This window comes from Streptomyces rubellomurinus, assembly GCF_000961885.1.
Lineage (GTDB): Bacteria > Actinomycetota > Actinomycetes > Streptomycetales > Streptomycetaceae > Kitasatospora > Kitasatospora rubellomurina.
The window spans coordinates 1-24599 of sequence record NZ_JZKH01000020.1 but is presented as its reverse complement, the minus strand read 5'-3'; the positions used below and the strand labels follow the sequence as shown (position 1 = coordinate 24599).

25 protein-coding genes are annotated in these 24599 nt (G+C 74.3%); 9 read left to right on the top strand and 16 right to left on the bottom strand.

Features of this window, described 5'->3' with window-relative positions; all coding sequences use genetic code 11:
* Positions 1–71: 71 nt before the first annotated feature.
* From VM95_RS12475 to VM95_RS12455, 5 genes are all read right to left on the bottom strand, one after another.
* Positions 72–1580 (bottom strand): M1 family metallopeptidase, encoded by a 1509-nt coding sequence (locus VM95_RS12475; RefSeq protein WP_045695512.1) that lies wholly within the window; start codon positions 1578–1580, stop codon positions 72–74.
* 207 nt (positions 1581–1787) lie between these two features.
* Positions 1788–2660, bottom strand: coding sequence for a sulfurtransferase (locus VM95_RS12470; RefSeq protein WP_045695509.1), 873 nt, complete (start codon positions 2658–2660; stop codon positions 1788–1790).
* A 137-nt stretch (positions 2661–2797) separates the two neighbouring features.
* Positions 2798–3880 carry a class I SAM-dependent methyltransferase gene (locus tag VM95_RS12465; RefSeq protein ID WP_045695506.1) on the bottom strand — a complete coding sequence of 361 codons (1083 nt, stop codon included), beginning with the start codon at positions 3878–3880 and terminating at the stop codon, positions 2798–2800.
* A 99-nt stretch (positions 3881–3979) separates the two neighbouring features.
* Positions 3980–4306 (bottom strand): hypothetical protein, encoded by a 327-nt coding sequence (locus VM95_RS12460; RefSeq protein WP_045695504.1) that lies wholly within the window; start codon positions 4304–4306, stop codon positions 3980–3982.
* Positions 4307–4472: 166 nt separating this feature from the next.
* Positions 4473–5387, bottom strand: a complete 915-nt coding sequence (locus tag VM95_RS12455; RefSeq protein WP_045695501.1) for a polysaccharide deacetylase family protein — start codon at positions 5385–5387, stop codon at positions 4473–4475.
* Positions 5388–5572: 185 nt separating this feature from the next.
* Here VM95_RS12455 and VM95_RS12450 point away from each other — a divergent pair, with 185 nt between their 5' ends.
* Positions 5573–6433 carry an SAM-dependent methyltransferase gene (locus tag VM95_RS12450; RefSeq protein ID WP_045695498.1) on the top strand — a complete coding sequence of 287 codons (861 nt, stop codon included), beginning with the start codon at positions 5573–5575 and terminating at the stop codon, positions 6431–6433.
* Positions 6434–6470: 37 nt separating this feature from the next.
* Here the strand turns inward: VM95_RS12450 and VM95_RS12445 are convergent, their stop codons facing one another.
* Positions 6471–7340, bottom strand: coding sequence for an Fpg/Nei family DNA glycosylase (locus VM95_RS12445; RefSeq protein ID WP_045695495.1), 870 nt, complete (start codon positions 7338–7340; stop codon positions 6471–6473).
* Positions 7341–7479: 139 nt separating this feature from the next.
* Between VM95_RS12445 and VM95_RS12440 the strand changes: the two genes are divergently transcribed.
* The 4 genes from VM95_RS12440 (at position 7480) to VM95_RS12425 (ending at position 10300) form a co-directional block, all read left to right on the top strand.
* Positions 7480–8154, top strand: coding sequence for a hypothetical protein (locus tag VM95_RS12440; protein ID WP_045695493.1), 675 nt, complete (start codon positions 7480–7482; stop codon positions 8152–8154).
* A gap of 82 nt (positions 8155–8236) precedes the next feature.
* Positions 8237–9034 carry a DsbA family protein gene (locus VM95_RS12435; protein ID WP_045695490.1) on the top strand — a complete coding sequence of 266 codons (798 nt, stop codon included), beginning with the start codon at positions 8237–8239 and terminating at the stop codon, positions 9032–9034.
* Positions 9031–9651: a vitamin K epoxide reductase family protein gene (locus VM95_RS12430; RefSeq protein ID WP_045695487.1), complete on the top strand. Its 621-nt coding sequence runs from the start codon at positions 9031–9033 to the stop codon at positions 9649–9651. Before VM95_RS12435 ends, VM95_RS12430 begins: the two co-directional genes overlap by 4 nt.
* 64 nt (positions 9652–9715) lie before the next feature.
* Complete coding sequence (locus tag VM95_RS12425) at positions 9716–10300, top strand: dihydrofolate reductase family protein (RefSeq protein WP_045695485.1); 585 nt, start codon at positions 9716–9718, stop codon at positions 10298–10300.
* A 17-nt stretch (positions 10301–10317) separates the two neighbouring features.
* Here the strand turns inward: VM95_RS12425 and VM95_RS12420 are convergent, their stop codons facing one another.
* From VM95_RS12420 to VM95_RS12410, 3 genes are read right to left on the bottom strand one after another with little or no spacing between them, the layout of a single operon-like run.
* Positions 10318–11316, bottom strand: coding sequence for an adenosine deaminase (locus VM95_RS12420; protein WP_045695482.1), 999 nt, complete (start codon positions 11314–11316; stop codon positions 10318–10320).
* Positions 11317–11366: 50 nt separating this feature from the next.
* Entirely contained in the window at positions 11367–12656 is a 1290-nt protein-coding gene (locus VM95_RS12415) for an MFS transporter (protein WP_045695480.1), read from the bottom strand.
* A complete protein-coding gene (locus tag VM95_RS12410) occupies positions 12653–13246 on the bottom strand; it encodes an ArsR/SmtB family transcription factor (protein WP_045695477.1) in 594 nt (197 codons plus the stop codon). Before VM95_RS12410 ends, VM95_RS12415 begins: the two co-directional genes overlap by 4 nt.
* Before the next feature lie 122 nt (positions 13247–13368).
* On the opposite strand from VM95_RS12410, the gene VM95_RS12405 reads away from it, so the two are divergent.
* Both VM95_RS12405 and VM95_RS12400 read left to right on the top strand, forming a co-directional pair.
* Positions 13369–13650, top strand: coding sequence for a DUF6158 family protein (locus VM95_RS12405; RefSeq protein ID WP_045695474.1), 282 nt, complete (start codon positions 13369–13371; stop codon positions 13648–13650).
* 159 nt (positions 13651–13809) lie between these two features.
* Positions 13810–15198 (top strand): NADP-dependent succinic semialdehyde dehydrogenase, encoded by a 1389-nt coding sequence (locus VM95_RS12400; RefSeq protein WP_045695472.1) that lies wholly within the window; start codon positions 13810–13812, stop codon positions 15196–15198.
* A 39-nt stretch (positions 15199–15237) separates the two neighbouring features.
* On the opposite strand, the gene VM95_RS12395 is transcribed toward VM95_RS12400, so the two are convergent.
* Together VM95_RS12395 and ku are read right to left on the bottom strand one after the other, a co-directional pair.
* The gene (locus VM95_RS12395; protein WP_045695470.1) at positions 15238–15525 is read right to left on the bottom strand and encodes a hypothetical protein; all 288 of its coding nucleotides are present in this window, start codon (positions 15523–15525) and stop codon (positions 15238–15240) included.
* Between the two features lie 44 nt (positions 15526–15569).
* Complete coding sequence (gene ku, locus VM95_RS12390) at positions 15570–16529, bottom strand: non-homologous end joining protein Ku (RefSeq protein WP_045695467.1); 960 nt, start codon at positions 16527–16529, stop codon at positions 15570–15572.
* Between the two features lie 148 nt (positions 16530–16677).
* Between ku and VM95_RS12385 the strand changes: the two genes are divergently transcribed.
* Positions 16678–16884: a hypothetical protein gene (locus tag VM95_RS12385; RefSeq protein WP_157882077.1), complete on the top strand. Its 207-nt coding sequence runs from the start codon at positions 16678–16680 to the stop codon at positions 16882–16884.
* Positions 16885–16897: 13 nt separating this feature from the next.
* Here the strand turns inward: VM95_RS12385 and VM95_RS12380 are convergent, their stop codons facing one another.
* The gene (locus VM95_RS12380) at positions 16898–18529 is read right to left on the bottom strand and encodes a tryptophan halogenase family protein (RefSeq protein WP_045695461.1); all 1632 of its coding nucleotides are present in this window, start codon (positions 18527–18529) and stop codon (positions 16898–16900) included.
* Positions 18530–18719: 190 nt separating this feature from the next.
* Between VM95_RS12380 and VM95_RS42465 the strand changes: the two genes are divergently transcribed.
* Positions 18720–18890, top strand: coding sequence for a hypothetical protein (locus tag VM95_RS42465; protein ID WP_157882076.1), 171 nt, complete (start codon positions 18720–18722; stop codon positions 18888–18890).
* Positions 18891–18977: 87 nt separating this feature from the next.
* Here the strand turns inward: VM95_RS42465 and VM95_RS12375 are convergent, their stop codons facing one another.
* The 4 genes from VM95_RS12375 to VM95_RS12360 form a co-directional block, all read right to left on the bottom strand.
* On the bottom strand, positions 18978–20942 hold the full coding sequence (locus VM95_RS12375; protein ID WP_063773492.1) for an AfsR/SARP family transcriptional regulator: 1965 nt from the start codon (positions 20940–20942) through the stop codon (positions 18978–18980).
* A 244-nt stretch (positions 20943–21186) separates the two neighbouring features.
* Positions 21187–23841: an AfsR/SARP family transcriptional regulator gene (locus VM95_RS12370; protein ID WP_052706154.1), complete on the bottom strand. Its 2655-nt coding sequence runs from the start codon at positions 23839–23841 to the stop codon at positions 21187–21189.
* Positions 23842–24001: 160 nt separating this feature from the next.
* Positions 24002–24217: an acyl-CoA carboxylase subunit epsilon gene (locus tag VM95_RS12365; RefSeq protein WP_045695458.1), complete on the bottom strand. Its 216-nt coding sequence runs from the start codon at positions 24215–24217 to the stop codon at positions 24002–24004.
* Positions 24214–24599: carboxyl transferase domain-containing protein (locus VM95_RS12360; RefSeq protein ID WP_045695455.1), on the bottom strand; the 386-nt coding region annotated here is incomplete at its 5' end. The genes VM95_RS12360 and VM95_RS12365, both read right to left, overlap by 4 nt.

Sequence of the window (24599 nt, the reverse complement as noted above, 5' to 3'; positions counted from 1 at the left end):
CGGGCCGTCGATCCCTCGGGCCAGTGCGACTCCGAGGTCAGTGCGACTCGGGGATCAGCGCGCCTCGGGGGTCAGTGCGCCTCGTGCACCGAGTTGCTCTCCTGGATCTTCTTCCACGACTTCGGCTCCACGAGCGCCTTCGCCCCGGGCGCCAGCGAGGCCGCCGGCGCACCCGCGGCCACCGGCCCGACGGCCGGCTTGGACGCGGTGAACAGCCAGGTGGTGAACAGGTCGCCGAGCTTCTGCCCGGACACCTTCTCCGCGTACGCCTGGAACTCCGGGATGGTCGCGTTGCCGTACTTGCGCTCGGTCGGCCAGCCCTTGAGGATCTGGAAGAACTTGTCGTCCCCGACCTTGTTGCGCAGCGCCTGGATGGCCACCGCGCCGCGGTCGTACACGGCGCCGTCGAACTGCTTGTCCGCGCCCGGGTCGCCCGGCTTGACGGTCCAGAACGGGTCGTCGGCCGGGTGCGAGGCGTAGACGTAGTCGGCGAGCTGCTGCGCCGTGCCCTCGTCCTCGTGCTCGGACCAGAGGAACTGCGCGTACCGGGCGAAGCCCTCGTTCAGCCAGATGTCGCTCCAGCGGGAGAGCGAGACGCTGTCGCCGTACCACTGGTGGGCGAGCTCGTGCACGACCACCGAGGTGTTGGCGCCCCTGGCGAACTGCCGGGGGCTGTAGAAGACCCGGGTCTGGGTCTCCAGGGCGAAGCCGGTGGGGACGTTGGGGACGTAGCCGCCGACCGAGCTGAACGGGTAGGCGCCGAAGATGCCGCTCAGCCAGTCGACCAGCTCGCCGGTGCGCTCGACGCTGGCCTTGGCCGCGTCGGCGTTGTCGCCGAGGTCCTTGCTGTACGCGTTGTAGACCGGCAGCCCGCTCGGCGTGGTGTCGGTGGTGATGTCGAACTTGCCGACCGCGAGCGTGGCCAGGTAGGTGGCCTGCGGCTTGTTCTCGCGCCAGGTGTAGCGGGTCCAGCCGGCCTGGGAGCTGGTGCCGGTCAGCACGCCGTTGCTGATCACCTGGTTGCCGTCCGGCACCAGCACCGAGACGTCGAAGGTGGCCTTGTCGCTCGGGTGGTCGTTGCTCGGGAACCACCACCAGGCCGACTCGGGCTCGCCGGCCGCCACCGCGCCGTCCGGGGTGCGCAGCCAGGCGGTGAAGCCGTACTTCTTCACGGTCGACGGCACGCCCTTGTAGCGGACCACGACGGTGGCCTGGGCGCCCTTGGGCAGCGGCCGGGCGGGGGTGATCTCCAGCTCCTGCTCGCCGCTGGTGGCGAAGGTGGCGGGCCGTCCGTTGACCCGGACCTCGGAGACGTTGAGCCCGAAGTCGAGGTTGAAGCGGGAGAGGTCCTGGGTCGCCGTGGCGAGGATGGTGGTGGTGCCCTCCAGCTCGTCGGTGGCGGGCTGGTACTTCAGCCGGATGTCGTAGTGGGAGACGCGGTAGCCGCCGTTGCCGTAGGTCGGGTAGTACGGGTCGCCGGCCCCGGCGGCGCCGGGTTGGAAGTCGGCGGCCGAGGCGGGGACGGCCAGCAGCAGGCTCAGGGCGCCGGCGGCGGCGGAGACGATCAGTCTCTTGCGCAACGTGGTCCTCCAGGATCACCGGAACGAGGGGATGGAGCGATGTTGGATCGATCCATGTCCCGGTGAACCCCGAACCACTCCCTTATTGTGAGATGTTCATGATAAGAAACAGGCCGAAATCGCGACGCCGCACGACCGTCACCGGCCCCACCCACCGGTTCACGTCACTCCGACCGCTCAGGCCGCCGGCTCGGGCCCGCCCCCGGCTCAGGCCCCCAGCGCCACCGGCGCCCGCACCAGCGAGCCGTACTCCGTCCACGAGCCGTCGTAGTTCTTGACGTGCGGGTAGCCGAGCAGCTCGGTCAGCGCGAACCAGGTGTGCGCCGAGCGCTCGCCGATCCGGCAGTACGCGATCACCTCGCGCTCCGGCTCGACGCCCTTGCCCCCGTACAGCGCCCGCAGTTCCTCGGCCGGGCGGAACGAGCCGTCGTCCCGGGCCGCCTGCGACCAGGGGACGTTGATCGCGCCGGGGATGTGCCCGGGCACCTGGGCCTGCTCCTGGGGCAGGTGCGGCGGGGCGATCAGCTCGCCCCGGAACTCGGCCGGCGAGCGGACGTCCACCAGCACCGAGTCGGCGCCGGGCTTGGCGAACACCTCCGCCTTGGCCAGCACCTCGTCGCGCATCGCCCGCAGCTCCGGGCGCTCCGGCCCGGTCAGCCGGTAGGAGGTGTGCTGGTAGTCCATCACCTCCTGGGTGAGCTCCCGCCCCTCCAGCTCCCACTTCTTGCGCCCGCCGTCCAGCAGCCGCACCGGCCCGAAGCCGCGCAGCCGCAGCAGCCAGTAGCCGTACGCGGCGAACCAGTTGTTGTTCCCCCCGTACAGCACGACGGTGGTGTCCTCCTCCACCCCGGCCGCCCGCAGCAGGTGCTGGACGCCGTCGCGGTCCGCGTAGTCGCGGCCGACCCGGCTGTGCAGGTCGGTGTTCCAGTCCCAGCCGACCGCGCCGGGGATGTGGTCCCGGTCGTAGGCCGTGGTGTCCTCGTCCACCTCGACGACCCGGATCGTCCCGTCGTCCAGGTGGCGGGCCAGCCACTCGGTGCTCACCAGCGCCTCGGGGTGCGCGTAGCCGTTGCCGGTCATCCCAGGCCCTCCTTCGGCTCTGCCCGGGCGGCGGCGCCCGATGACGGGCACGGCGGGGCGCCGGCGACCGGGCCGGACAGTTCGAACGTACGCCGCCCGCCCGGCCCGGGCCACCCCGAGCTCAGCCCCCGGAAGCCTCAGCGCCCGGCGGCGCCGTCCGGCCGCGCCACGTCGTACAGGTTCCGCACGTCCCCCTCGACCTGCTCCACGTCGACCGAGCCGAACCCGGCCTCGGCCAGCATCCGGCGGGCCGTCTGCTCGCCCCAGACCGTCCCCAGGCCCTCCCCGCCCTCGCCGAGCGAGACCGTCATGCAGTAGAAGGTCGAGAAGGTGTAGAGCGCGGGCGCCAGCGGGTGATCGACGTTCTCCTCCAGCCTGCTGCTGGCGGCGACGTCGCCCATCAGGAAGACGCCGTCCGGCCGCAGCGCGCCGGCGATCGCGGCCAGCGTGCGGGTCGGGCGGGCCAGGTCGTGGATCACGTCGAAGGCGGTGACCAGGTCGTACGTCCCGGTCAGCTCGGCGGAGTCGGCGACCTCGAACCGGGCGTTGCGCAGGCCGAGTCCGGCCGCGGACTCGCGGGCGGCGGCGATGCCCTCGGCGGAGATGTCGATGCCGGTGAACCGGCTCTCCGGGAACGCCTTCGCGAGGACGGTGACGGCGTGCCCCTGCCCGGTGCCGACGTCCAGCGCGTCGGCCCCGGCCCGCAACCGCTCGGTCAGGCCGGGCACCAGCGGCACGATCGCGTCCACCAGCGCCAGGTCGTACACCCGGGCGGTCTCCTCGGCCTGCAGCCGCTGGAAGCGCGGGTAGGCCGAGTACGGCATCCCGCCGCCGGTGCGGAAGTGGCCGAGCAGCTCCTGCTCGACCTCGCCCATCATGGCGAGGAACGGCATCATCGCCGCCATGTTCTCCGGCCCGGCCGCCCGGGTCAGTGACGCCGCGTGCTCGGGCGGCAGCGTGTAGGTGCCCCGCTCCGGGTCGTACTCGACGAACCCGGCGACCACCATGCAGCCCAGCCACTCGCGCACGTAGCGCTCGTTCAACCCGGCGGCGCGGGCGATCTCCCCGGCGGTCGAGGGGGCGAGCCCGGCCATCCGGTCGAAGAGCCCGGTCTGGTGGCCGATGCTGGCCATCAGCCCCACGCACGCGTCGTTGAGCACCTCCACCACGTGGCCGGCGAAGGCCTCCTGCTTCTCCGTGTCCAGCTCCCGTACGGACATCACTCCTCCTCCGCTCGGGACGGCACCCCCCTCGCTGTCACGCTACGCCACGGCCCCGCACCGCCCCAGCCGACGGCGGTGCGGGGCCCGGGCGGGGGCTCAGGAGAAGACCACCGAGCGCAGCTTCAGCCGGTCGCCGAGCCGCTTGCCGGGGTTCATCACGTAGAAGACGTCGCCGCCGCAGTCGAAGTCGAGGAAGACCGTGGCCGTGGAGTTGGTGAAGTTCTCCGGCGCGAAGGCCGGGTCATCCTCGGTGGCCCCGAAGAGGTTGATGCAGTGGCGGCTCTCCGGGTCGGCGATCCCGGCCGGGACGCCCGGGCCGACCTTGTAGAGGAAGTCCCCGGTGGCCGCGTTGGCCTGGACGGGGACGGCGAGGACGAGGGCGACGGCGCTGGTGGCAGCGAGAACGGCGTTGCGGAGACGCATGGGTGAGGGCCTTTCAGGTGGTACCCGGTGGTACCTGGGGAATTGGTGCGAGATCACCCTAGAGGCCCAAAATCCGCAGAAACGGTTCTCCCAATCCACTCTTTCGGGTGGTTTGAACTTCAAAGCCGCTACCCTCCACCCCGGCGCCCCTCCCGGTTCGGCGCCCTCAGTTCGGCGGCGCCGTGAAGTAGTACCCCGAGTCGACCAGCACCGGCAGGTACGCCTTCAGCGCCGCCACCGTCTGCGAGCGGTCCCCGCCGCCGTCGTGGTTGAGCACGATCGCGCCGGGGCGGACGTCCTTGAGGATCCGGTCGGTGATCACCGAGGTGCCCGGCCGGGCCCAGTCGCGCGGGTCCACCGACCAGCCCATGTTCCGCAGCCCGAGGTCGGCGGCCACCTTGAGCGACACCGGGGACCAGTCGCCGCCGGGCGCCCGGAACCAGGTGGGCAGCCGCCCGGTGGTGCGGTGCAGCAGGTCGGAGGTGCGCTCCAGCTCGTCCCGCACCTTGCCCTCGGACAGCTGCCGCAGGTCCGGGTGGGTCCAGGTGTGGTTGGCGATGTGGTGGCCGTGGTCGGCGATCTCCCGCACCAGGGCCGGGTGTTCGACGGCGTTCTCGCCGATCAGGAAGAAGGTCGCCCGGATGCCGTACTGCTGCAGCAGCGCCAGCACGGTCGGGGTGTGCCGGGGATCCGGGCCGTCGTCCAGGGTCAGCGCCACCACCCGGCGCTCCGCGTCCAGCTCGTACACCGGCTTGCTCTCCGCCGCGCTGAGCGCCTTGTGGACGGGCTCCACGGAGGGCGCGGCCGAGGGGGACGGTGCCGCGGACGCGGACGGCGGCGCCGGGGAGGGGGTCGCGCCCGGCGAGCCCGGGGGCGAGCCGGACGGCCCGGCCCACTGCGAGGGCGAGCCGACCGGCGCGGCCCCGACCGCACCCGCCGCCGCGGCCTCCGGGCTGGGCGAGGCGGCGGCGCCGTCGCCACCGCCGAAGGGGTTCCGGCAGCCGGTGGCCGCGCCGAGCAGCGACATCCCGGCCGCGACCAGCAGCAATCTTCGCGAAGTAATCTGACGATCAGACAGCATTCTTGATGCTTCCCCCGGTCGTCACCGCCCCTGACCGGCGGTGACCCCGACAGACCCGATCACCACTCCGACGGACCAACCACCGGATCCCCGCCGAGGCTTCGCCGACCGGAAACCACCGCCCCCACACGGCCCCGCTACGCTGTGCTCCCCAGCGTGATGATGAGCCATCAGAGGACGCGGCCATGACGACAGGTCAGGAACTCCCCCACCGGGCCCCGCAGGACGAGGACACCGTCGAACCGAGCGAGTGGGAGCGCTACGGCGTCGACACCAGCACCCCGCACTCGGCCCGCGTCTACGACCACTGGCTCGGCGGCAAGACCAACTTCCCGCCGGACCGCGCGATGGCCGAGGCCATCGAGGAGGCCGTGCCGAGCGTCCGGGAGATGGCCAAGGCCAACCGCGCCTTCCAGGGCCGGGCCGTGCGCCACCTCGCCCGCGAGCACGGCATCCGCCAGTTCCTCGACCTCGGCACCGGCATCCCCACCTCGCCGAACACCCACGAGATCGCCGAGTCGGTCAGCCCCGGCACCCGGGTGGTCTACGTCGACAACGACCCGATCGTGCTCGCCCACGCCCGCGCCCTGATGGTCTCCACCCCGGGCAGCCGCACCACCTACATCCACGCCGACCTGCGCGAACCCGAGAAGCTGTTCGCCGACCCGGCGCTCACCTCCACCCTGGACCTCACCCGGCCGGTCGGCCTGCTGATGATCGCCGTGCTGATGCTGATCGCCGACGAGGACGACCCGTGGGGGCGGGTCGCCGCGCTGCGCGACGCCCTGCCGGCCGGCAGCTGCCTGGCGCTCACCACGCCCACCCAGGACTTCGACCCGGAGGCGGTCGGCAGGGTCGCCGCGGCCGCCCGGGCCGGCGGGATGACGCTGGTGCCGCGCGGCCACGACGAGGTGCTGCGCTTCTTCGACGGCTGGGAGCTGGTCGAGCCGGGCCTGACCCCGGTTCTGGCATGGCGCCCGGACGGCGAGCCGCCGGCCGACCCGAGGGCCGCCTACTACTGGGGCGGCGTCGCGATCAAACGGTGAAGCCGCTCCCCGGCGGCGCGGCCCGGGCCGCCGGGGATCACTTCAGCAGCCGCGACATCCGCCGGTCCGCGAGCGGCTTGCCGCCGGTCTGGCAGGTCGGGCAGTACTGCAGCGAGGAGTCCGCGAAGGACACCTCCCGCACGGTGTCCCCGCAGACCGGGCAGGGCTGCCCGGTGCGGCCGTGCACCCGCAGGCCGATCTTCTTCTCCGCCTTCAGCTCCCCCGCCGCCAGCCCGCGCGAGCGCTCCACCGCCTCGCGCAGCGTGCTGCCGATCGCCGCGTACAGCCGTGCCGTCTCCTCCGCCGTCAGGCTCCCGGCCGTCTTGTACGGCGACATCCGGGCCGCGTGCAGCACCTCGTCGGAGTAGGCGTTGCCCACCCCCGCCAGCACACTCTGGTCCCGCAGCACGCCCTTGATCCGGCGCCGCTCGCCCGAGAGCAGGGCGGTGAAGGCCTCCAGGGTGAGGGCCGGGTCCAGCGGGTCCGGGCCCAGCCGGGCCACCCCGGGCACCTCGGCCGGGTCGTGCACCACGTAGACCGCGAGGCCCTTCTTCGTCCCCGCCTCGGTGAGGTCGAAGCCGGCGCCCTCCTCCCCCGCCAGGCGCAGCCGCAGCGCCAGCGGGTTGCGCGGGCTCGGGCGCGGCGGCTCGGCGGGCAGGGCGTCCTTCCAGCGCAGCCAGCCGGCCCGGGCCAGGTGCACCACCAGATGCAGCCCGCCGGCCTCGATGTCCAGGAACTTGCCGCGCCTGGTCACCGGGCCGACGGTGCGCCCCTCCAGGGCGGTCACCGGCGGGTCGTACGTCTTCAGCGCGCTGATCGCCACCGGCTGCACCCGGGCGATCACGCGCCCGGTCAGCCGTTCGGACAGGAAGGCGCTCAGCGCCTCGACCTCGGGCAGCTCCGGCATGCGCCCAGTCTGCCGCAGCGCCGCCGCGGCCGCACCCGTAAGCAGCGGATAAGCCCAGCTCAGCGCCGGTGGTGAGGCTCTTCACAGCGGGCCGCTCGGCCGACAGTTTCGGTTTCAACCTGTGGCAGACTCGACTGCCATGGACATCGGCCCGGTCACCAGGACGCTGCGCGCGGCGGTCTTCGCCGCGCTGCTCGTGCTGCTCGCCGGGCTCGGCCAGGTGCTGGTCACGGGGCGGACGCTGCCGCTCGGCACGATGGGCCCGGCCGCGCTCGCCGTCTTCGCGGCGGCGTTCGCCCTGGCCGGCCGGGAGCGCGGCTACCCGGCCGTCGCGGCGGTGTTCCTGCCGCTGGAGCTGGGCGCGGGCGCGCTGTTCGACTACGCGCAGGCCAGCTGTCCCTCGCTGCCGCCGGGGGCCGGCCACGGCCTCCAGCCGCTGCTGTGCGGCGGCGGCTCGCTCGGCGGGTTCCTGCTGGACCACCTCCCGGCGGGCCACGGCCTCCCCGCGCAGGCCGGCGTCCTGCTGCTCCTGCTGCTGCACACCGGGCTCGCCCTGGCCGGCGCCTACGCGCTGCGCCGCGCGGACGCGGCGCTGGCCGGGCTCGCCCGGGCCGTCCGGACGCTGGGCGCGTTCCTGCACCGGCACCTGCCGGCCGCCGCCCGCTGGCTGCGGCTGCTCGCCGCGCCCGTCCCGGACCGTCCGGTGGCCCGGGTGCCGTTCCCGCGCGCCAGCCGGGTGCTGGTCCCCGCCGAGGACGTCGTCGTCCGTCCGGCCGTGCGGCGCGGTCCGCCGGTGTTCGTCCCGGCCGCCTGACGGCACGCCGTCGGCGGTCGTTCCTCTCATCCGCGCGCCCCGCCGCGCGACCGCACCTTTCGAGAGCACAGGACGACACCCCATGAGCAACACCCGCAAGACCGCCAAGCAGACCTCCGCCACCGAGCGCATGCGCCTCGCCCGGGAGCAGGCCGACCGATCCGAGCGCGTCCGCCGCCGGGTGGTGGTCGGCGTCGCCTCGGCCGCCGTGCTGGCCCTCGCGGCCGGGGTGGCCGTCGCGGTCGGCGGCTCCGCCGGCTCCGGGTCCGGCGCCGCCGCCACGGGCCCGCTGGTGGTCCCCGCCAACGCCACCGGCACCGACGGCACCGTGATCACCTACGGAAAGGCCGACGCCCCGCACACCCTCACGGTGTACGAGGACTTCCGCTGCCCGTTCTGCGAGAAGCTGGAGACCACCACCGGCAAGGCGATCCAGCAGCTCGCCGACGACGGCACGTACAAGATCGAGTACCACCTGGCGACGTTCCTGGACAACAACCTCGGCGGCAAGGGCTCGCGCACCGCGCTGGCGGCGGCCGGGGCCGCGCTGAACGAGGGCGTGGACAAGTTCAAGGCCTTCCACGACGTGCTCTACGCCAACCAGCCGGACGAACGCAGCGACGCCTTCGGCGACGTCAACCACCTCCTGGACCTGGCGGGCAAGGTGCCCGGCCTGAAGACGGACGCCTTCGTGAAGGCCGTCCAGGAGGGCACCTACAAGCCGTGGGCGGCCACGGTGAACGAGGAGTTCAACAAGAGCGACGTCACCGGCACCCCGACCGTCGAGCTGGACGGGAAGAAGCTGGACGTCCTCACCGGCGGCAACGCCGTGTCGCCCGAGCAGTTCACCGCGATGGTCAAGCAGCAGGTCGGCGGATGACGGCCGCCCCCGCGCCCGCCGCCCGGACGTACGGCGCGAGCCGCCCGTTCGCCTGGCTGCTGCTGATCGGCGGCGCGCTCGGCCTGTTCGCCTCGGCCGTCCTCACCCTGGACAAGCTGCGGCTGCTCAAGGACCCGTCGTACGTCCCCAGTTGCAACATCAACCCGATCATCAGCTGCGGCTCGGTCATGCGCAGCGACCAGGCCGAGGCCTTCGGCTTCCCCAACTCGCTGCTGGGCCTGGTCGGTTTCGGCGTGGTGATCGCGGTCGGCGCCGGGCTGCTGGCCGGCGCGGCGTACCGGCGCTGGTTCTGGCTGGGCCTGCAGGCCGGGACGGTGTTCGGGATCGGCTTCGTGAGCTGGCTGATGTACCAGGCGCTCTACCGGATCGGCGCGCTCTGCCCGTACTGCCTGGTGGTGTGGGCGGCGATGATCCCGCTGTTCTGGTACACCACGCTGCACAACCTGCGCTCCGGCGTGATCCCGGTCGGCCGCCGGCTGCGGCCGGTGGTCCGGGAGGCGGCCCGCTACCACGGGGCCGTCCCGGCGCTCTGGTACGCGGTGATCGCGCTGCTGGTGCTCAACCGGTTCTGGTACTACTGGAGCACCCTGATCTGATTCCCGTCCGCCGCCCGTCCCGCCCCGAGGGCGGGCGGCGGACCCTCCTCCCCGTGAGGTCGTCATGCGACGCAGGATCGTCCTCTTCTCCAACGTCTCCCTGGACGGCTACTTCGAGGGCCCGGACCACGACCTCGGCTGGCAGCACGTCGACGACGAGTTGCACCTGCACTTCAACCGGGAACTCGCCCGAATGGGTGGTTTCGTCTCCGGCCGACGGACCCACGAGCTGATGGCCGCCTACTGGCCCACGGCCGACCGCGACCCGGCCGCCACCGCCCCGATGCTGGAGTTCGCGGACATCTGGCGTGCGATGCCGAAGACCGTCTTCTCCCGCACGCTCCACCACGCCGACTGGAACACCACCGTCGTCCGCGAGGTCACCCCCCGGACGGTCGCCGCCCTCACCCGCGGCCCGGGCGGGGACCTCGCCCTCAGTGGCGGCGAGCTGGCCGCGTCCTTCCTCGCCCAGGACCTGATCGACGAGATCCGGCTCTACGTCGCACCGGTGATCCTCGGCCGCGGCACCCTGCTGTTCCGCCCCACCGAGCAGCCCGTCCCGCTCACCCTGACCGGCACCCACCGCTTCACCAACGGCGTCACCCTGCTGCACTACGCGCGCAGCGGGCCGTCACCGCTGGACGGGTGACGGCCCGCCGGCTCCCGTCAGTCCTCGCTCGGCTCGAACCTGAACTCCGCGACCTCGGCGAGGAGTTCGGCCCGGCGCCGGTCGTCGAGGAAGGAGGCGCGGAAGGAGTTCGCGGCCAGTCGGCGCAGCGTCTCCTGGTCGAGGGCCAGGGCCGCCCGGACGGCGCGGAAGTTGTCCTCGACGTAGCCGCCGAAGTACGACGGGTCGTCGGAGTTGACGGTCACCAGCAGCCCGGCGTCCAGCATCTCGCGCAGCGGGTGGTCGGCGAGGGTGTCGACGCAGCGCAGGCGCACGTTGGACAGCGGGCACAGGGTCAGCGGGATCTGCTCGCGGACGAGGCGGGCGACGAGCTCGCCGTCCTCCAGGCAGCGCAGGCCGTGGTCGATCCGCTCGACGCCGAGCACGTCCAGCGCCTCGGTGATGTACGAGGCCGGGCCCTCCTCGCCCGCGTGGGCGACCCGGCGCAGGCCGGCCTCGGCGGCGCGGCGGTAGACCTCGCGGAACTTCGCGGGCGGGTTGCCGACCTCGGCCGAGTCCAGGCCGATGCCGGTGATCCGGTCGAAGTACGGGCGGGCGGCCTCGAAGGTCTCCAGCGCGGACTCGGCGGACTCGTCCCGCAGGAAGCACATGATCAGCCGGGTGCTGATGCCGTAGCGCTCCTCGCTGCGCGCCAGCGCGGCGCCCAGCCCGTCCACGACGGTGCCGAGCGGCACGCCGCGGGCGGTGTGCGCCTGCGGGTCGAAGAAGATCTCCGCGTGCCGCACGCCCTGCTCGGCGGCCCGGGCGAGGTAGGCGTCGGCGAGGTCGGCGAAGTCCTGCTCGGTGCGCAGCACGGCCATCAGCGCGTAGTACAGGTCCAGGAAGGACTGCAGGTCGCTGAAGGAGTACGCAGCGCGCAGCGCCTCGGTGTCGGCGTGGGGCAGCTCGACGCCGTTGCGGGCGGCGAGGGCGAAGGCGAGTTCGGGCTCCAGAGTGCCTTCGATGTGCAGGTGGAGTTCGGCCTTGGGAAGCGGCATCTGCGATCTGTCCGAGCTGTCGGGGGCGGAATCTGATGGTGCGGGGGGATTCATCCTAGGGTCCGGGGCGTCCCGGCGGCGCGGCCGGGCAGCTCGCGCAGGGTGCGCAGCGGGGAGAGCAGCGGCAGCGCCCCGCAGAGCGTGAGCAGGCCGGTCATCACCCACATCGTGGCGCGCGGGCCGAGGGTGTCGCCCAGCGCGCCGCCGGTCAGGGCGCCGAGCGGGATCGTGGTGTAGCTCGCGAACATCGCGCTGGCCGTCACCCGGCCGAGCAGCGCGGGCGGGGTGTAGGTCTGCCGGAAGCTGCCGAGCACGATGTTGACCAGCACCACGGCGGCGATCACCACGAACAGGCCGAGCACGTAGGGCGCGGCCCGCGGGCCGGGACCGGCCAGCGGCATCAGCAGGCCGAACGGCGAGGCGGCGAGCAGCACGGTCCGCACCCCGCGCGCGGTGCCCAGGCGCCGGCAGAGCGGCCGGGCCGCGAGCGCGCCGAGGACGCCGCCGACCGAGCCGGCCGCGGCGAGGCCGCCGACCCAGCCGGGGGCGATCCCGGCGTCCCGGACCAGGAAGGGCACCACGATCGACTGGTAGCCGGTGAGGGCGAAGTTCGCGGCCGCGCCGTAGAGCGTGAAGGAGCGCAGGTAGGGGTCGCGCAGCAGGAAGGCCAGGCCCTCGCGGACCTCGCGGCGCAGGCTGCCCGGCCCGGGCGCGGCGGGCGGCGCGGCCGGCTGCGTCCTGATCCGCAGCAGGGTGCCGGCCGCGATCAGGAAGCTGACCGCGTCGAGGAGCAACCCGGCCGTCGCGCCGAGCAGTTGGACGGTCAGGCCGGCCAGGCCGCGCCCGGCGACCTGGGCCGCCGAGGCGCTGCCCTCCAGCTTGGCGTTGCCCTCGACCAGGTCCTCGGCCGGGACGAGTTCGGGCAGGTAGGCGTGGAAGGCGGCGTCGAAGAAGACCGCCGCCGTGCCGGTCAGGAAGGCGACGGCCAGCAGCTGGGCCAGGGTGAGCACCCCGCACAGGGCGGCCAGCGGGACGCTCGCGAACAGCGCCGCCGAGACCAGGTTGCAGGCGATCAGCACGGCCCGCCGGGGCACCCGGCCGATCCACACCCCGGCGGGCAGGCCGAAGAACAGCCAGGGCAGCCAGACCGCGCCGGTCAGCACGCCGACCGCGAGCGGCCCGGCGTCCAGGCTCAGCACCGCGACCAGCGGCAGCGCGATCGAGGTGATGCTGCTGCCGAGCTTGCTGACGGTCTCGCCCGCCCACAGCAGCCGGAAGTCGCGCGCGGCGAACAGGCCCCAGCGCGAACCGGCCGGAGTCGCCCGGAGGGTGGCGCTCACGGCCGCGCCGGGACGCTGTGGGCGAAGGCCAGGACGGTCTCGCGCTCGCGGCCGTCCTCGGGCACCGGGCGGTCGGCCCAGCGCTGGATCACCCCGTGCAGGTCGGCGGCGAACTGCCGGGCCTCCTCCGGGGTGAGCCGCAGCCAGCTCTGCGAGGCCATGGCGCAGCCGTCCTGCCAGTCGGCCGGGTAACCGCTGCGCCGCGCGGCCCACTCGCGGACCAGCTCGACCTGGCGCTCCAGCATGATCGAGCCGGCCGCGTCGGCGACCGCCTCGGCGACCGGGTCGCCGTCGAAGTCGGCCCGGGCCCAGGAGAGTTGCCGGTCGGCCAGCCGCCACCAGCGCTCCCGGCGGTCGCGGGCGAGCTCGGGCGCCTCGACGATCAGCCCGCTCTCGGCGAGCACCTTCAGGTGGTGACTGACGTTGCCGACCGCCTGCTCGGTGCGCTCGGCGAGCTGCCCGACGGTGGCCGGGCCGTCCACCTTGAGGAGGTCGACCAGGCGGCGGCGCAGCGGGTGGGTGAGGGCGGCGAGGACCCGGGAGTCGGAGATCTCCCGGGTGCCGTGGTCCTGGTGCGGGGTTCCGGTCATGCCGCGAGGATATCCACAAGAGCTCTTGTACGAAATCCCTTGTACAACTCTTCTTGTCCGAGCGCCCGGGCCCGTCCGGGTGTACCAAGGTGGAGGGGGCCCGAGCCGAGGAGGTACCCGAGATGCGGCACGTCGACGACCCGCACATCCGGCCCGAGGGCGTCTCCCCGCACGCGCTGGGCAACGACGTCCTCCTGCACGAGCTGGAGCAGCTGCACCGCACGCGGCACGAGACCTTCCTGTACGGCTCCGAGGAGGCGCTGAAGCGGCACACCCTGCGCACCGGGCAGCTGGAGGCCGAGTACCTGCACCGGTTCCCGGGCCGGCTGGTCACGGCCGGGCGGACCAGGGCCGGGGCGCGGGCGCGCGAGGCGGCGGCGCGGGCCGAGTCGCTGCCCGAGTAGCAGGCGGGCGCGGGCGGCCGGGCGGGACACGCCGGGCCGCATGGGCGTGCCCGGACGCGGGGCGTCGGGGAGGGTGTGAGGGCAGCACCGCCGCCCCTCAGCCCTCAGCCCTCAGCCCTCAGCCCTCAGCCCTCAGCCCTCAGCCCACGGGAGCCCCGCATGCCCATCGCCAGCGTCAACCCCGCGACCGGCGAGATCCTGCAGACCTTCGAACCGCTCGACGCCGCCGGCACCGAGCAGCGCCTGGCCCGTGCCGAGGCCGCCTTCCACGGCTGGCGCACCACCCCGTTCGCCGCCCGCGCCGAACTGCTGCACCGCGCCGCCGACCTGCTCGACCAGGACCGCGAGGCGCTCGCCCGCACCATGACCGAGGAGATGGGCAAGCCGCTCGCCGCCGCCCGCGCCGAGGCCGCCAAGTGCGCCAAGGCGATGCGCTGGTACGCCGACCACGCCGAGGACCTGCTCGCCGACGAGCACCCGGCCGCCGCCGACGTCGCCGACACCGGAGCCTCGCGGGCCTACGTCCGCTACCGTCCGATCGGGCCGGTGCTGGCCGTGATGCCGTGGAACTTCCCGTTCTGGCAGGTGATCCGGTTCGCCGCGCCGGCCCTGATGGCGGGCAACGTCGGCCTGCTCAAGCACGCCTCCAACGTGCCGCGCACCGCGCTGGCGATCGAGGACCTGTTCCGCCGGGCCGGCTTCCCGGAGGGCTGCTTCCAGACCCTGCTGATCGGCTCCGGCGCCGTCGAGGGCGTGATCCGGGACCGCCGGGTCGCCGCCGTCACCCTCACCGGCAGCGAGCCGGCCGGCCGGGCGGTCGCCGCCACCGCGGCCGACGAGGTCAAGAAGGCGGTGCTGGAACTGGGCGGCAGCGACCCGTTCGTGGTGCTGCCGAGCGCCGACGTGGCCGCGGCGGTGCGCACGGCCGTCACGGCCCGGACGCAGAACAACGGCCAGTCCTGCATCGCCGCCAAGCGGTTCATCGTGCACACCGACGTCTACGACGCGTTCGTCGGCGCGTTCACCGAGGCGATGCGGGCGCTGCGGATCGGCGACCCGATGGACGAGGCGACCGACATCGGCCCGCTGGCCAGCCGGCAGGGCCGGGACGACCTGGAGGAACTGGTCGAGGACGCCCGCACGCACGGCGCCCGGGTGGAGTGCGGCGGCGGCCGGCCGACCGGCTGGGACGACGGCTGGTTCTTCGAGCCGACCGTGCTCACCGGCATCACCCCGGCGATGCGGATCCACCAGGAGGAGACCTTCGGGCCGGTCGCCACCGTCTACCGGGTCGCCGACCTGGACGAGGCCGTGGCGCTCGCCAACGACACGCCGTTCGGGCTCAGTTCCAACGTCTGGACCACGGACGGGGCCGAGCAGGAGCGCTTCGTGCGCGACGTCCAGGCCGGCGGGGTGTTCTTCAACGGGATGACCGCCTCGCACCCGGCGCTGCCGTTCGGCGGGGTCAAGCGCTCCGGGTTCGGCCGGGAGCTGTCCGGGCACGGCATCCGGGAGTTCTGCAACGTCACCACGGTGTGGATCGGCTGAGCCCTCCCGGACGCCCGTGCGCGGCCGGCCGGGCCGGGGTCAGGACGCCGCCATCCGGTGCCTGCCCCGGCCGGGCGTCGTCGCCCAGCGGGCGACCACGCCGACCAGGGCGAGGAACGTCAGGAACCAGAAGAAGGCCATCAGGCCGATCATCGGATCCCAGTCCACCTGGACGGCGACCATGGCCAGGCCGATCGAGAGCGCGAGCATGAGGGTCACGACGGTGGGACTGAGGCTGAGCAGCCAGTGCCAGGCGCGCTGCGCGGGGCTCCGGTGCGCGGGCGCCTCGGGGCCGGTGTCGAGTTCCTTGTAGGTCAGCAGGTCCATCGGGATCGCCTCCGGGGGTCGGGGGAACGGCGTTTCCGCGCGGGTCAGGAGGCCTTGCGCGGGGCCGTGGACTTCCTGGTCGTGGCCTTCTTCGCGGTCGTCGTCCGCTTCGCGGCCGCGGTCTTCTTCGCGGCCGTCGTCTTCTTCGCGCTCGCGGTCTTCTTCGCGGCCGTGGCCTTCTTCGCGGGGGCGGGCTCGGGCTCCGGCTCGGCGGCCGCGCCGGTCCGCCCGCCCTTGGCCTGCCGGAGGCTGCTGCGCAGCGCCTCCATCAGGTCGATCACGTTGTCGGGCGCCTCGCCGGCCTCCTCCTCGTGCGGCAGCTCGACGCCCTCCAGCCGGGCGCTGACGACCTGCTGCAGCGCCTCCTGGTAGTCGTCGTGCAGCTGGGAGAGGTCGAAGTCCTCGGACAGCGTGTCCATCAGCGAGCGCGCCATCTTCAGCTCCTGCGGCCGGACCTCGACGTCCTCCTCCGGGGCGATGCCGGCCGCCGGGCGCACCTCGTCCGGCCAGATGCAGGTCTGCAGCACCAGCGTGCCCTCGTGCACCCGCAGCACGGCCGGGGACTCCCGGGTGCGCAGCGCGATCTTGGTGACGGCGATCCGCCCGGACTCGACCAGGGCGTCGCGCAGCAGGGCGTACGGCTTGGCGGCGGCCTTGTCGGCCACGCCCACGTAGTAGGCCTTGGAGAACATCAGCGGGTCGATCTCGCGCTCCTCCACGAAGGCCAGCACGTCGATGACCTTCTTGCTGGGCAGCGGCAGGTCGGCCAGGTCCTCGTCGGTGAGGGTGACGGTGCGGCCGTCCGGCGACTCGTAGCCCTTGGCGATCTCCGCGTACGGGATCTCCGTCTCCTCCCGCTCGCAGTACCGCTTCATCCGCACCCGCCCGCCGTCCTTGGCGTGCACCTGATGCAGCGGGACGTCGTGCTCCTGGGTCGCGGAGTAGAGGTGGACGGGGATGCTGACCAGCCCGAAGCTGATCGTCCCCTTCCAGGTGGTCTGCATGGGGCCGCTCCTGGGAAAGCGCCGGTCACCGACAACGCCCCGAGAGTCCCACTGTGCCCGGGTTCGCCCGGATCGGCCACCGGGTCGCCGGCCTGATCGGCCGGCGGGCGGGCGGCCGTCCGACAATGGACCGTGGAGGTCGATGTCCGTGACGGAGCAGGAGCCACCGCCGGAGTGGACCGGCTACCTGGTGGTGTACGCGGTACGGGGCGAGGCCGGGGTGCGGCGGGCCCGGGTCGCGGTGCTGCCCGGGTACTCGGGGGAGGCCGACCTGCCGCGGATCCTGGCGGCGCGGCTGACCGGGCGGCCCGCGGACGCCGCCCGGATCACCGTGCTCGACCTGCGCGAGGAGTAGGGCCCGCGCCGCCTCACGCGCCCGGGCGCAGCGCGGACTGCGGGTGGTCGGCCACCGAACGGCCGTGCAGGTGGCGCAGGTAGTCGTGGGCGTCCGGCAGGGTCTCGACCAGGTTCTGCTGCTGGCGCTTGATCCGCTCGAAGAGCGGTTCGGCGCCGCGCACCGACTCCGGCCGGTGGGCCAGCACCGGCAGCGGCGCGTCCGGCTCCAGGCCGAGCCCGGCGAGCACGGCGCAGTAGCTGGCGGCCGACCAGAGCCGGCCCGGCTCGGGGGCGCCGCCGTGGTGCGGCCGCCCCTCGGCCTGCGGGGCGCCGAACGGCAGGCCGGCCCGGTAGGCGACGGTCTTGGCCCGCAGGCTGTCCGGGAGGACGACGTCGCGGTGGGCGCGCCAGAACGGGGTGTCGGTGCGCCGGGAGCAGGCGAAGTGGGCCTGGACGAAGTCCCGGGACTCGTCGAACTCGGTGGCCACCTCCCGGTTGAAGCCGTCCAGCACGGCCGGGTGGAAGGCGTCCGCCGGGAAGTGGCGCACCAGTTGGCGCAGCGCGCCGGCGATGAAGTGCAGCGCGGTCGGCTCCAGCGGCTCCAGCAGGCCGGCGCTGGCGCCGATGCCCACGCAGTTGCGCACCCAGGCGCGGCGGGTGCGGCCGGCCCGGAAGGCCGTCTCGCCGACCTCGGCCTGGGCCGGGTCGACCCCCCAGAGGCGGCAGAGCTGCTCGGTGGCCGACCCGGCGTCCACGAAGGCGCTGGCGTAGACGTAGCTGGACTCGAACCGGCCGAGCAGCGGGACCTTCCCGGCCCAGCCGGCCGGCATCGCGACCGCCGTGCTGTACGGCTCGATGCCGTGGGCGTAGTCGTCGTGCGGCAGGCGCACCGTCACCGCGCGGTCGCAGAGCAGCTGGTCGCCGAGGTCGAGGTACGGCTCGGCCATCACCTGGCGCAGCAGCCGGGAGCGGGGGCCGGAACAGTCGACGAAGAGGTCTCCGCTCAGGGCCTCGCCGGCCGTGGTGTACAGCGTCTCCAGGAAGCCGTTGGCGTCCAGCTCGACCCGGGCCAGGGTGCCCGGCACCCGCTGCGCGCCCAGCCGCAGGGTGGCGTGGCGGCGCAGGAAGTCGGTGAAGCTCGCCCGGTCGAGGTGCCAGCCGTAGCGGGTCGCGGGCCGCCCGTCCATCCAGCGGGGGGAGCGCCGGGCGTCCAGCAGCGGCGGTTCGCGGAAGCAGGCGTAGTCGAAGGGCTCGGTGGCCCCGCCGTGGTGGCGGCGGTGGTACCAGTAGTGCGACAGCGGGATCTCGTCGTGCTCGGGCAGCAGGCCGTACGAGTGGTAGAAGGCGTCGGTGCCGCCCTCCGGCAGGGCGCGCGGGGCCGGGTCGCCCGGGCCGGGGGTGCGCCAGTTGACGAACCGCACGGCCGTGCCGAAGGTCGCCTCGGACTCCCGCATCCACTCGTCCTCGGCGATGCCGAGGGTGTGGAAGAACGAGCGCTGGAGGGTCGGCAGGGCGGCCTCGATGCCGGCGTCGCCGGCCGTCTCCGGTTCCTCCAGGACGGTCACCGACACGGTGCCCTGCAGGGCCTTGCGGAGGTAGGCCGCGGTCATCCAGCCGGCCGGGCCGCCGCCGAGGACGACCACGCTCGAAATACGGGCATGCATCTGTGCTCCCCTTGTCCGCCGACGCCGATGCCCCACTCATCGTGCGGGACGGACCTATAGCGGGGCTATAGCCGTGCCTATATCGGTGGCGCCGCCCTGACGTCGAAATATATGAATTTCATAGCGCTCGGACGGACGCTCGCGAGGCGGACGGGGAACACCGTTGCGCAATCCGAGCCGGGAGGTCGAGATGAACCAGAACACCGCCCCGAGCTGCCTGCGGCCGACGGAGCAGGACGGCACCGTGGAAGCCATGGACAGCCTGGAGCTGGAGTTCCGAGAGTGGCTGGAGCAGAACGATCCGGGTGAGCTCAGCGCGCTGCGCAGCCTGGACGGCGGCCACGCCGGCGGCTGCGGCTGATCGGAGGGCCCCCTCGGCGGCCGGGTCACGGACCGGGCCCCGAGGGGGTGCGCACCACCACGGCGCCCGGCCGCGGCCGGGCGCTCCTCAGAGCGCGTAGGCCCTGACCCGCGCCTCCGCCGCGGTGGCGACCGCGCCCACCGCGCCCGCGGCCCGGACGGCCGCCGGCCCGTCGGCCCCCTCCGCCCCATCGGCTCCCGCGGTTCCACCGGCCTCGGCGGCCTCCACGGCTTCGGCGGCCTCCCGGGCGAACAGCCGGACCAGCGGGGCGAACCGGAACCGCGGCCTCGGCTCCTCCGCCACGGTCAGCAGGCGCGCCTCGGCCAGCGCCTCCAACACCTCCTCGGCCGCCTCCTCCCCGGCCTCCAGCAGCAGCGCCGCCTCCCGCGCGGTGAACGACGCGGCCTCCGCCAGCGCGAGCCGGCGCAGCGCGGACCGGGCGGCCGGGGCCAGCCCGCGGTGGCTCGGGACCAGGCTCTGCCGCACGTCCAGCGCGCCGAGCCGCAGTTCGTCCAGCCGCCGCTCGACCGGGGTCAGCCGGTCCGCGAGCGTGGCGGGCGTCCAGTGCGGGTGGGCGGCCAGCCGGGCCGCGCAGATCCGCAGCGCCAGCGGCAGCCGGTCGCACAGCTCGACGATCCGGGCCGCCGACGCCGGGTCGGTGGACACCCGGTCCGGGCCGGTGACGGCCGACAGCAGCTGGTAGGCGTCGGGGAAGTCCAGCGAACCGAGCGTCAGTGCCCGGCTGCCCTCCAAACCGGCCAGCGGATCGCGCGAGGTGACCACCGTGCGACATCGCTCCGCGCCCGGCAGCAGCGGACGGACCTGCCCGTCGTCGGCCGCGTCGTCCAGGACCAGCAGCATCCGGCGGCCGGCCAGCCGGCTGCGGAACAGCTGCGCCCGCTCGTCCAGGCCGTCCGGGATCTCCCGGCCGTCCGCGCCGAGCGCCCGCAGCAGCCAACCCAGCACGTCCGCCGGGCTCTTGGGCCGTTCGTCGCGGCCGCGCAGGTCGGCGTACAGCTGGCCGTCCGGGAACTCCGCCCGGGCCAGCCGGGCCGCCCGGACGACGAGCGCCGACTTGCCCGTCCCGGCCGGGCCGGTCACCACGGTGACCGGGGCCGCCGGGCGCGGCAGGCCCTCGACCCGCTCGGCGGGCACTCGCAACCGAGCCGCCAGCACGGCGAGTTCGTCGGCCCGGCCGGTGAAGTCCGGGGTGTCGGCGGGCAGCATCGCGGGGCGCAGCGCCGTCCAGACGGAGGCCGGCGCGGCCGGGTCCGGCGGGGCCGGGGTGACGACCGCCGGCGGCTGCGCGGCCGCCGGGCCGGGCAGTTCGTCGCGCAGGATCGCCCGGTGGATCGCCTGCAGGCCGGCGCCCGGGTCCACGCCCAGGTCCTCGGCCAGCAGCAGCCGCCCGTGGTCGTACACGCCGAGGGCGTCGGCCTGCCGCCCGCAGCGGTGCAGGGCCGTCATCAGCTGGCCCCGCAGCCGCTCGCGCACCGGGAACTCGGCCACCAGCCGCAGGAGTTCGGGCACCAGCTCGTCGTGCCGGCCGAGTTCGAGGTCGGCCTCGACCCGGTGTTCCAGGGCGGCCAGCCGCAGCTCCTCCAGCCGGGGCGCCTCGCGGTCGGCCAGGTGCTCGGTGGTGCCGGCGAGCGGGGTGCCGCGCCAGTGCGAGAGCGCGGTGCGCAGCAGCACGGCGGCGCGGTCGTGGCGACCGGCGGCCAGCTCCGCGTGGCCCTCCTCGGCGGTGCGCTCGAACGCGTGCAGGTCGAGGGTGGCCGGGCCGAGGTCCAGCCGGTAGCCCGGGGCCTTGCGGACCAGGGCGACCTGCGGGCCGAGCCGGCCGCGCAGCCGGGACACGTAGGTGTACAGCTGGGCGTTGCGGGTCGCGGGCGGCTCCCAGCCCCACAGCAGCGCGCTGAGCCGGTCGTCCGGCATCAGCCGGCCGCCGGCGAGCAGCAGGGCCGCGAGCACGGTCCGCTGCTTCGCGCCGTCGAGCGGTATCGCCCGGCCGTCGTCCACGACGTCCACCGGACCGAGGATCCGGAACTCCATGTGACACCCCCACCCCGGGTGTGGCGGCCTCGACGAGCGGGGCCGCACCCGGACCTTGTCGCCCAGATGACGCCGACGTTACCGATCAGGGTTTTCCCTGCGATGTCGGCCTGATTTCGCTGCGCTGGATCCAACTCGCCCTCGGCGAAACTGAAATGAAAGAGGCCCAGATCGGCCCGCACGGTTCCCTCGCCGTCACCGCGGCCCCGGCGGGTCGCGGTGACGGGTCGGCGGACGGCCGGCCTCATAGTTCGAGCAACCGCCACAGCGCTTCGGCGCTCACCGTCTCGGCGCCGCGCAGGAGTTCGTCCAGCCGTCTCGCCTTGGCGCTCCAGAAGGACGCGCCGACCTCCTCGAACAGCCGTTCCGCCTCGGTCAGGCAGCCGGCGGCGGCCAACCGGTCGCCGCTCAGCGCCGTCACACAGGCCATCGCCAGCCCGGCCCGGGCGACCAGGAACCGGCCCGGCACCGAGCGGGTGGCCGCCAGGCGGTCGCCCGCCGGGCCGGCGCCGTCCAGGGCCAGCCGGCGGCCGCCGCGGGCGCTCGGCACGTCGTACGACCGCGGGTGCATCGCCTGGTTGTGCCGCACCAGGGCCCGGCCGCAGTGCTCGAACAGCCGCAGGGCGACGTCCAGGCGCTCGGTCTCCTCCTCGTGGTAGCGCCACTGGACGATCTCCAGCGTGCCGAGCGCGTGCGGCGCCGCGGTCTCCGCGAGCTCGTCGCCGGTGCGCAACGCGGCGGCTGGGAGGCGTTCGCCGTACAGACGGCGCTCCAGCGGGTGTTCGCGCTCGCGGTCGAGGGCGGCGCCGGTCATCGCCAGGTCCCAGGCGAGGGCGGCCTCGCCGGAGCGGGCGGCCTGCTCGACGGCGCCGACGATCGCGGCGCGCTCGGCCTCGAACCAGCCCACCGGGTCGGCCAGCAGGTCGGCGACCAGCTGCTCGGGCAGGTGGTGCCGGTGGTCGGGGCCTTCGACCACGGCCTGGTCGCCGCCGTGGAGGCGTCGGTGCGCCTCCCCGGCCAGGGACAGCCAGCCGCCGAAGGCGCGGCGCAGGCTCGCGCGGCGCTCGGCCTCGCCCACCCGCTCCTCGGCGCACTCGTGGGCGAACAGCCGCAGCAGGCCCTTGAAGCGGTAGCGGACCCGGCCGGCGACGGAGCCCGGAAGCACGTCGAGGAGCTGGGCGTCGACCAGCTCCTCGATCAGGTCCTCGGCCTCTAACACCCCGGTGTCGAGCAGCGCGGCGCCGGCCCAGGCGGCGAAGTCGGGCACGTTCAGCAGGCCGAGCAGCCGGTACATCCGGGCGGCCCGCTCGGGCAGGTCGCGGTAGCTGAGCCGGAGGGCGGCCCGCACCCCGCACTCGTCCGGGCCGAGTTCGTCGAGCCGGCGCTGCCGGTCCTCCAGCCGGGCCACCAGGGTGCGCACCGGCCAGTGCGGCCTGGCGGCGAGTCGGGCGGCCGCGATCCGCAGGGCGAGCGGCAGCCGGTCGCACAGCTCGGCGAGCCGGGCGGCCTCGCCCGGCTCGGCCGCGATCCGGCCGTCGCCGACCACCCGGTCGAGCAGGGTGACGGCCTCGTCGGGCCGCAGCGTGTCGAGCGGGAGGTGGACGAAGTCGTAGTCGCCGGCCAGGCCGCCCATCGGCGCGCGGCTGGTGATCAGGACGCCGCAGCGGCCGCTGCCCGGCAGCAGCTGGCGGACCTGGGCGAAGGAGCGGGCGTTGTCGAGCACCACCAGCACCCGGCGCCCGCCCAGCACGCTGCGGAACAGCGCGCCGCGGTCGGCCAGGTCGGCGGGGATCCGCTCGGCGGGCACCCCGAGGGCGAGCAGGAAGCGCTCCAGCACCACGCCCGGTGCGGCGGGCTGGTCGCTCTGGTGGTAGCCGCGCAGGTCGGCGAAGAGCTGGCCGTCCGGGAAGCGGGCGGCGACCCGGTGGGCGCAGTGCACGGCCAGCGCCGTCTTGCCGACCCCGCCGAGGCCGGTGAGCAGACCGACCGGGACGGCGTCGTGGCCGTCGCGCCCGTCCAGCAGCCGGTCCAGGAAGGAGAGTTCGTCCTCGTGGCCGGTGAACGCGGCGACGTCGGAGGGCAGCTGGGCGGGAACGCGCGGCGGGGGCGGGGGCGGGGCCGCCGCCGGCTCGCCGGGCGGGCCGAGGCGGGGCGAGTCGGCCAGCACCGCCTCGTGCAGCTCCCGCAGCGCCGGGCCGGGTTCGATGCCGAGCTCCTCGATCAGCAGTCGGCGGCCCTCCCGGAAGGTCTCCAGCGCCTCGGCCCGCCGCCCGCAGCGGTACTGGGCGAGCATCAGGTGGGCGCGGGCCTGCTCGCGCAGCCCGTTCTCCCGGATGAAGGCCGACAGCTCGCCGACCAGTTCCCGGTGCTGGCCCAGCTCCAGGCGCAGCGCGGTCAGCTCCTCGTAGGCGTCCAGGCGCAGTTCGGCGAGCCGGGCGGCCCCGGCCTCGACCCGTTCGCCGGCGACGCCCTCCAGGGCGGGGCCGCGCCACATCCCGAGGGCCGTCTCCAGGAGGGCGACCGCCCCGGCGGCGTCGCCGACCCGGGCGGCCTCCCGGGCCCGGGCCGTGCACTCCTCGAACTCGACGGCGTCGATGCGGTGTTCGCCGACGAACAGCATGTAGCCGGGGTGCATGGTGACGATCAGGTCGTCCCGGCCGACCGCCGCCTTGAAGGTCTTGCGCAAGCCGGAGACGCAGATCGCGATCTGGTTGACGAAGGTGTTCGGCGGGTTGCCGTGCCACACCGCGTCGGCCAGCGCGTCGACCGAGACCACCCGGTTCGCGAAGAGCAGCAGCATCGAGAGGATGGTGCGCTGACGAGCCCCCGCCACGGGCACGGGGGTTCCGTTCGCCCGGACGTCCAGAGCGCCCAGGATCCGGAACACCACCTGCAGCACCAGCAGCCTCCCTCCGGGCGCAGCTTTATCACAATCGAGCGGCGATCTCGCCATCGCCGTCGTTCGTAACAGATTCCTGACGGGCGTCACAAGTCACGTTTCAGGAAGCTGCCATGACAAGCGGCCGCTGTCCTCTTGCCCGGTGAGCCCGGGTCGGCTATCAGCTCGGCGCCATCCACGAACCCGGTCTGATCTCCTCGGCGCGCACCCGCTGCCACGCCGCCGTGCGGCCGGCGTCCGGCACGGCGGCCCGGCCGCCCCCGCGGGCGGCGAGGGCGGCCAGCACGCCGGTCAGCGCGGCGAGTTCCTCCGGCGAGGGGGCGCCCCGCAGGACCTTCAGCGGGGGCGGCGCCGCGCGGCCCCGGCCGCCGGTCACAGCGGCGGGTTGCCGTGCTTGCGGGCCGGCAGCAGCGCGTGCTTGGCGCTCAGCATGGCGACCGCGTCGATCAGCACCCGGCGGGTGTCGGCCGGGTCGATGACGTCGTCCACGAGGCCGCGCTCGGCCGCGTAGTACGGGTGCATCAGCTCGGCCGTGTACTCCTTGACCAGCTGCGCACGGGTCGTCTCGGGGGTGTCCGAGGCGGCGATCTCGCGGCGGAACACCACGTTGGCGGCGCCCTCGGCGCCCATCACGGCGATCTCGTTGGTCGGCCAGGCGAAGGACAGGTCGGCGCCGATGGAGCGGGAGTCCATCACGATGTAGGCGCCGCCGTAGGCCTTGCGCAGGATCAGCGAGATGCGCGGCACGGTGGCGTTGC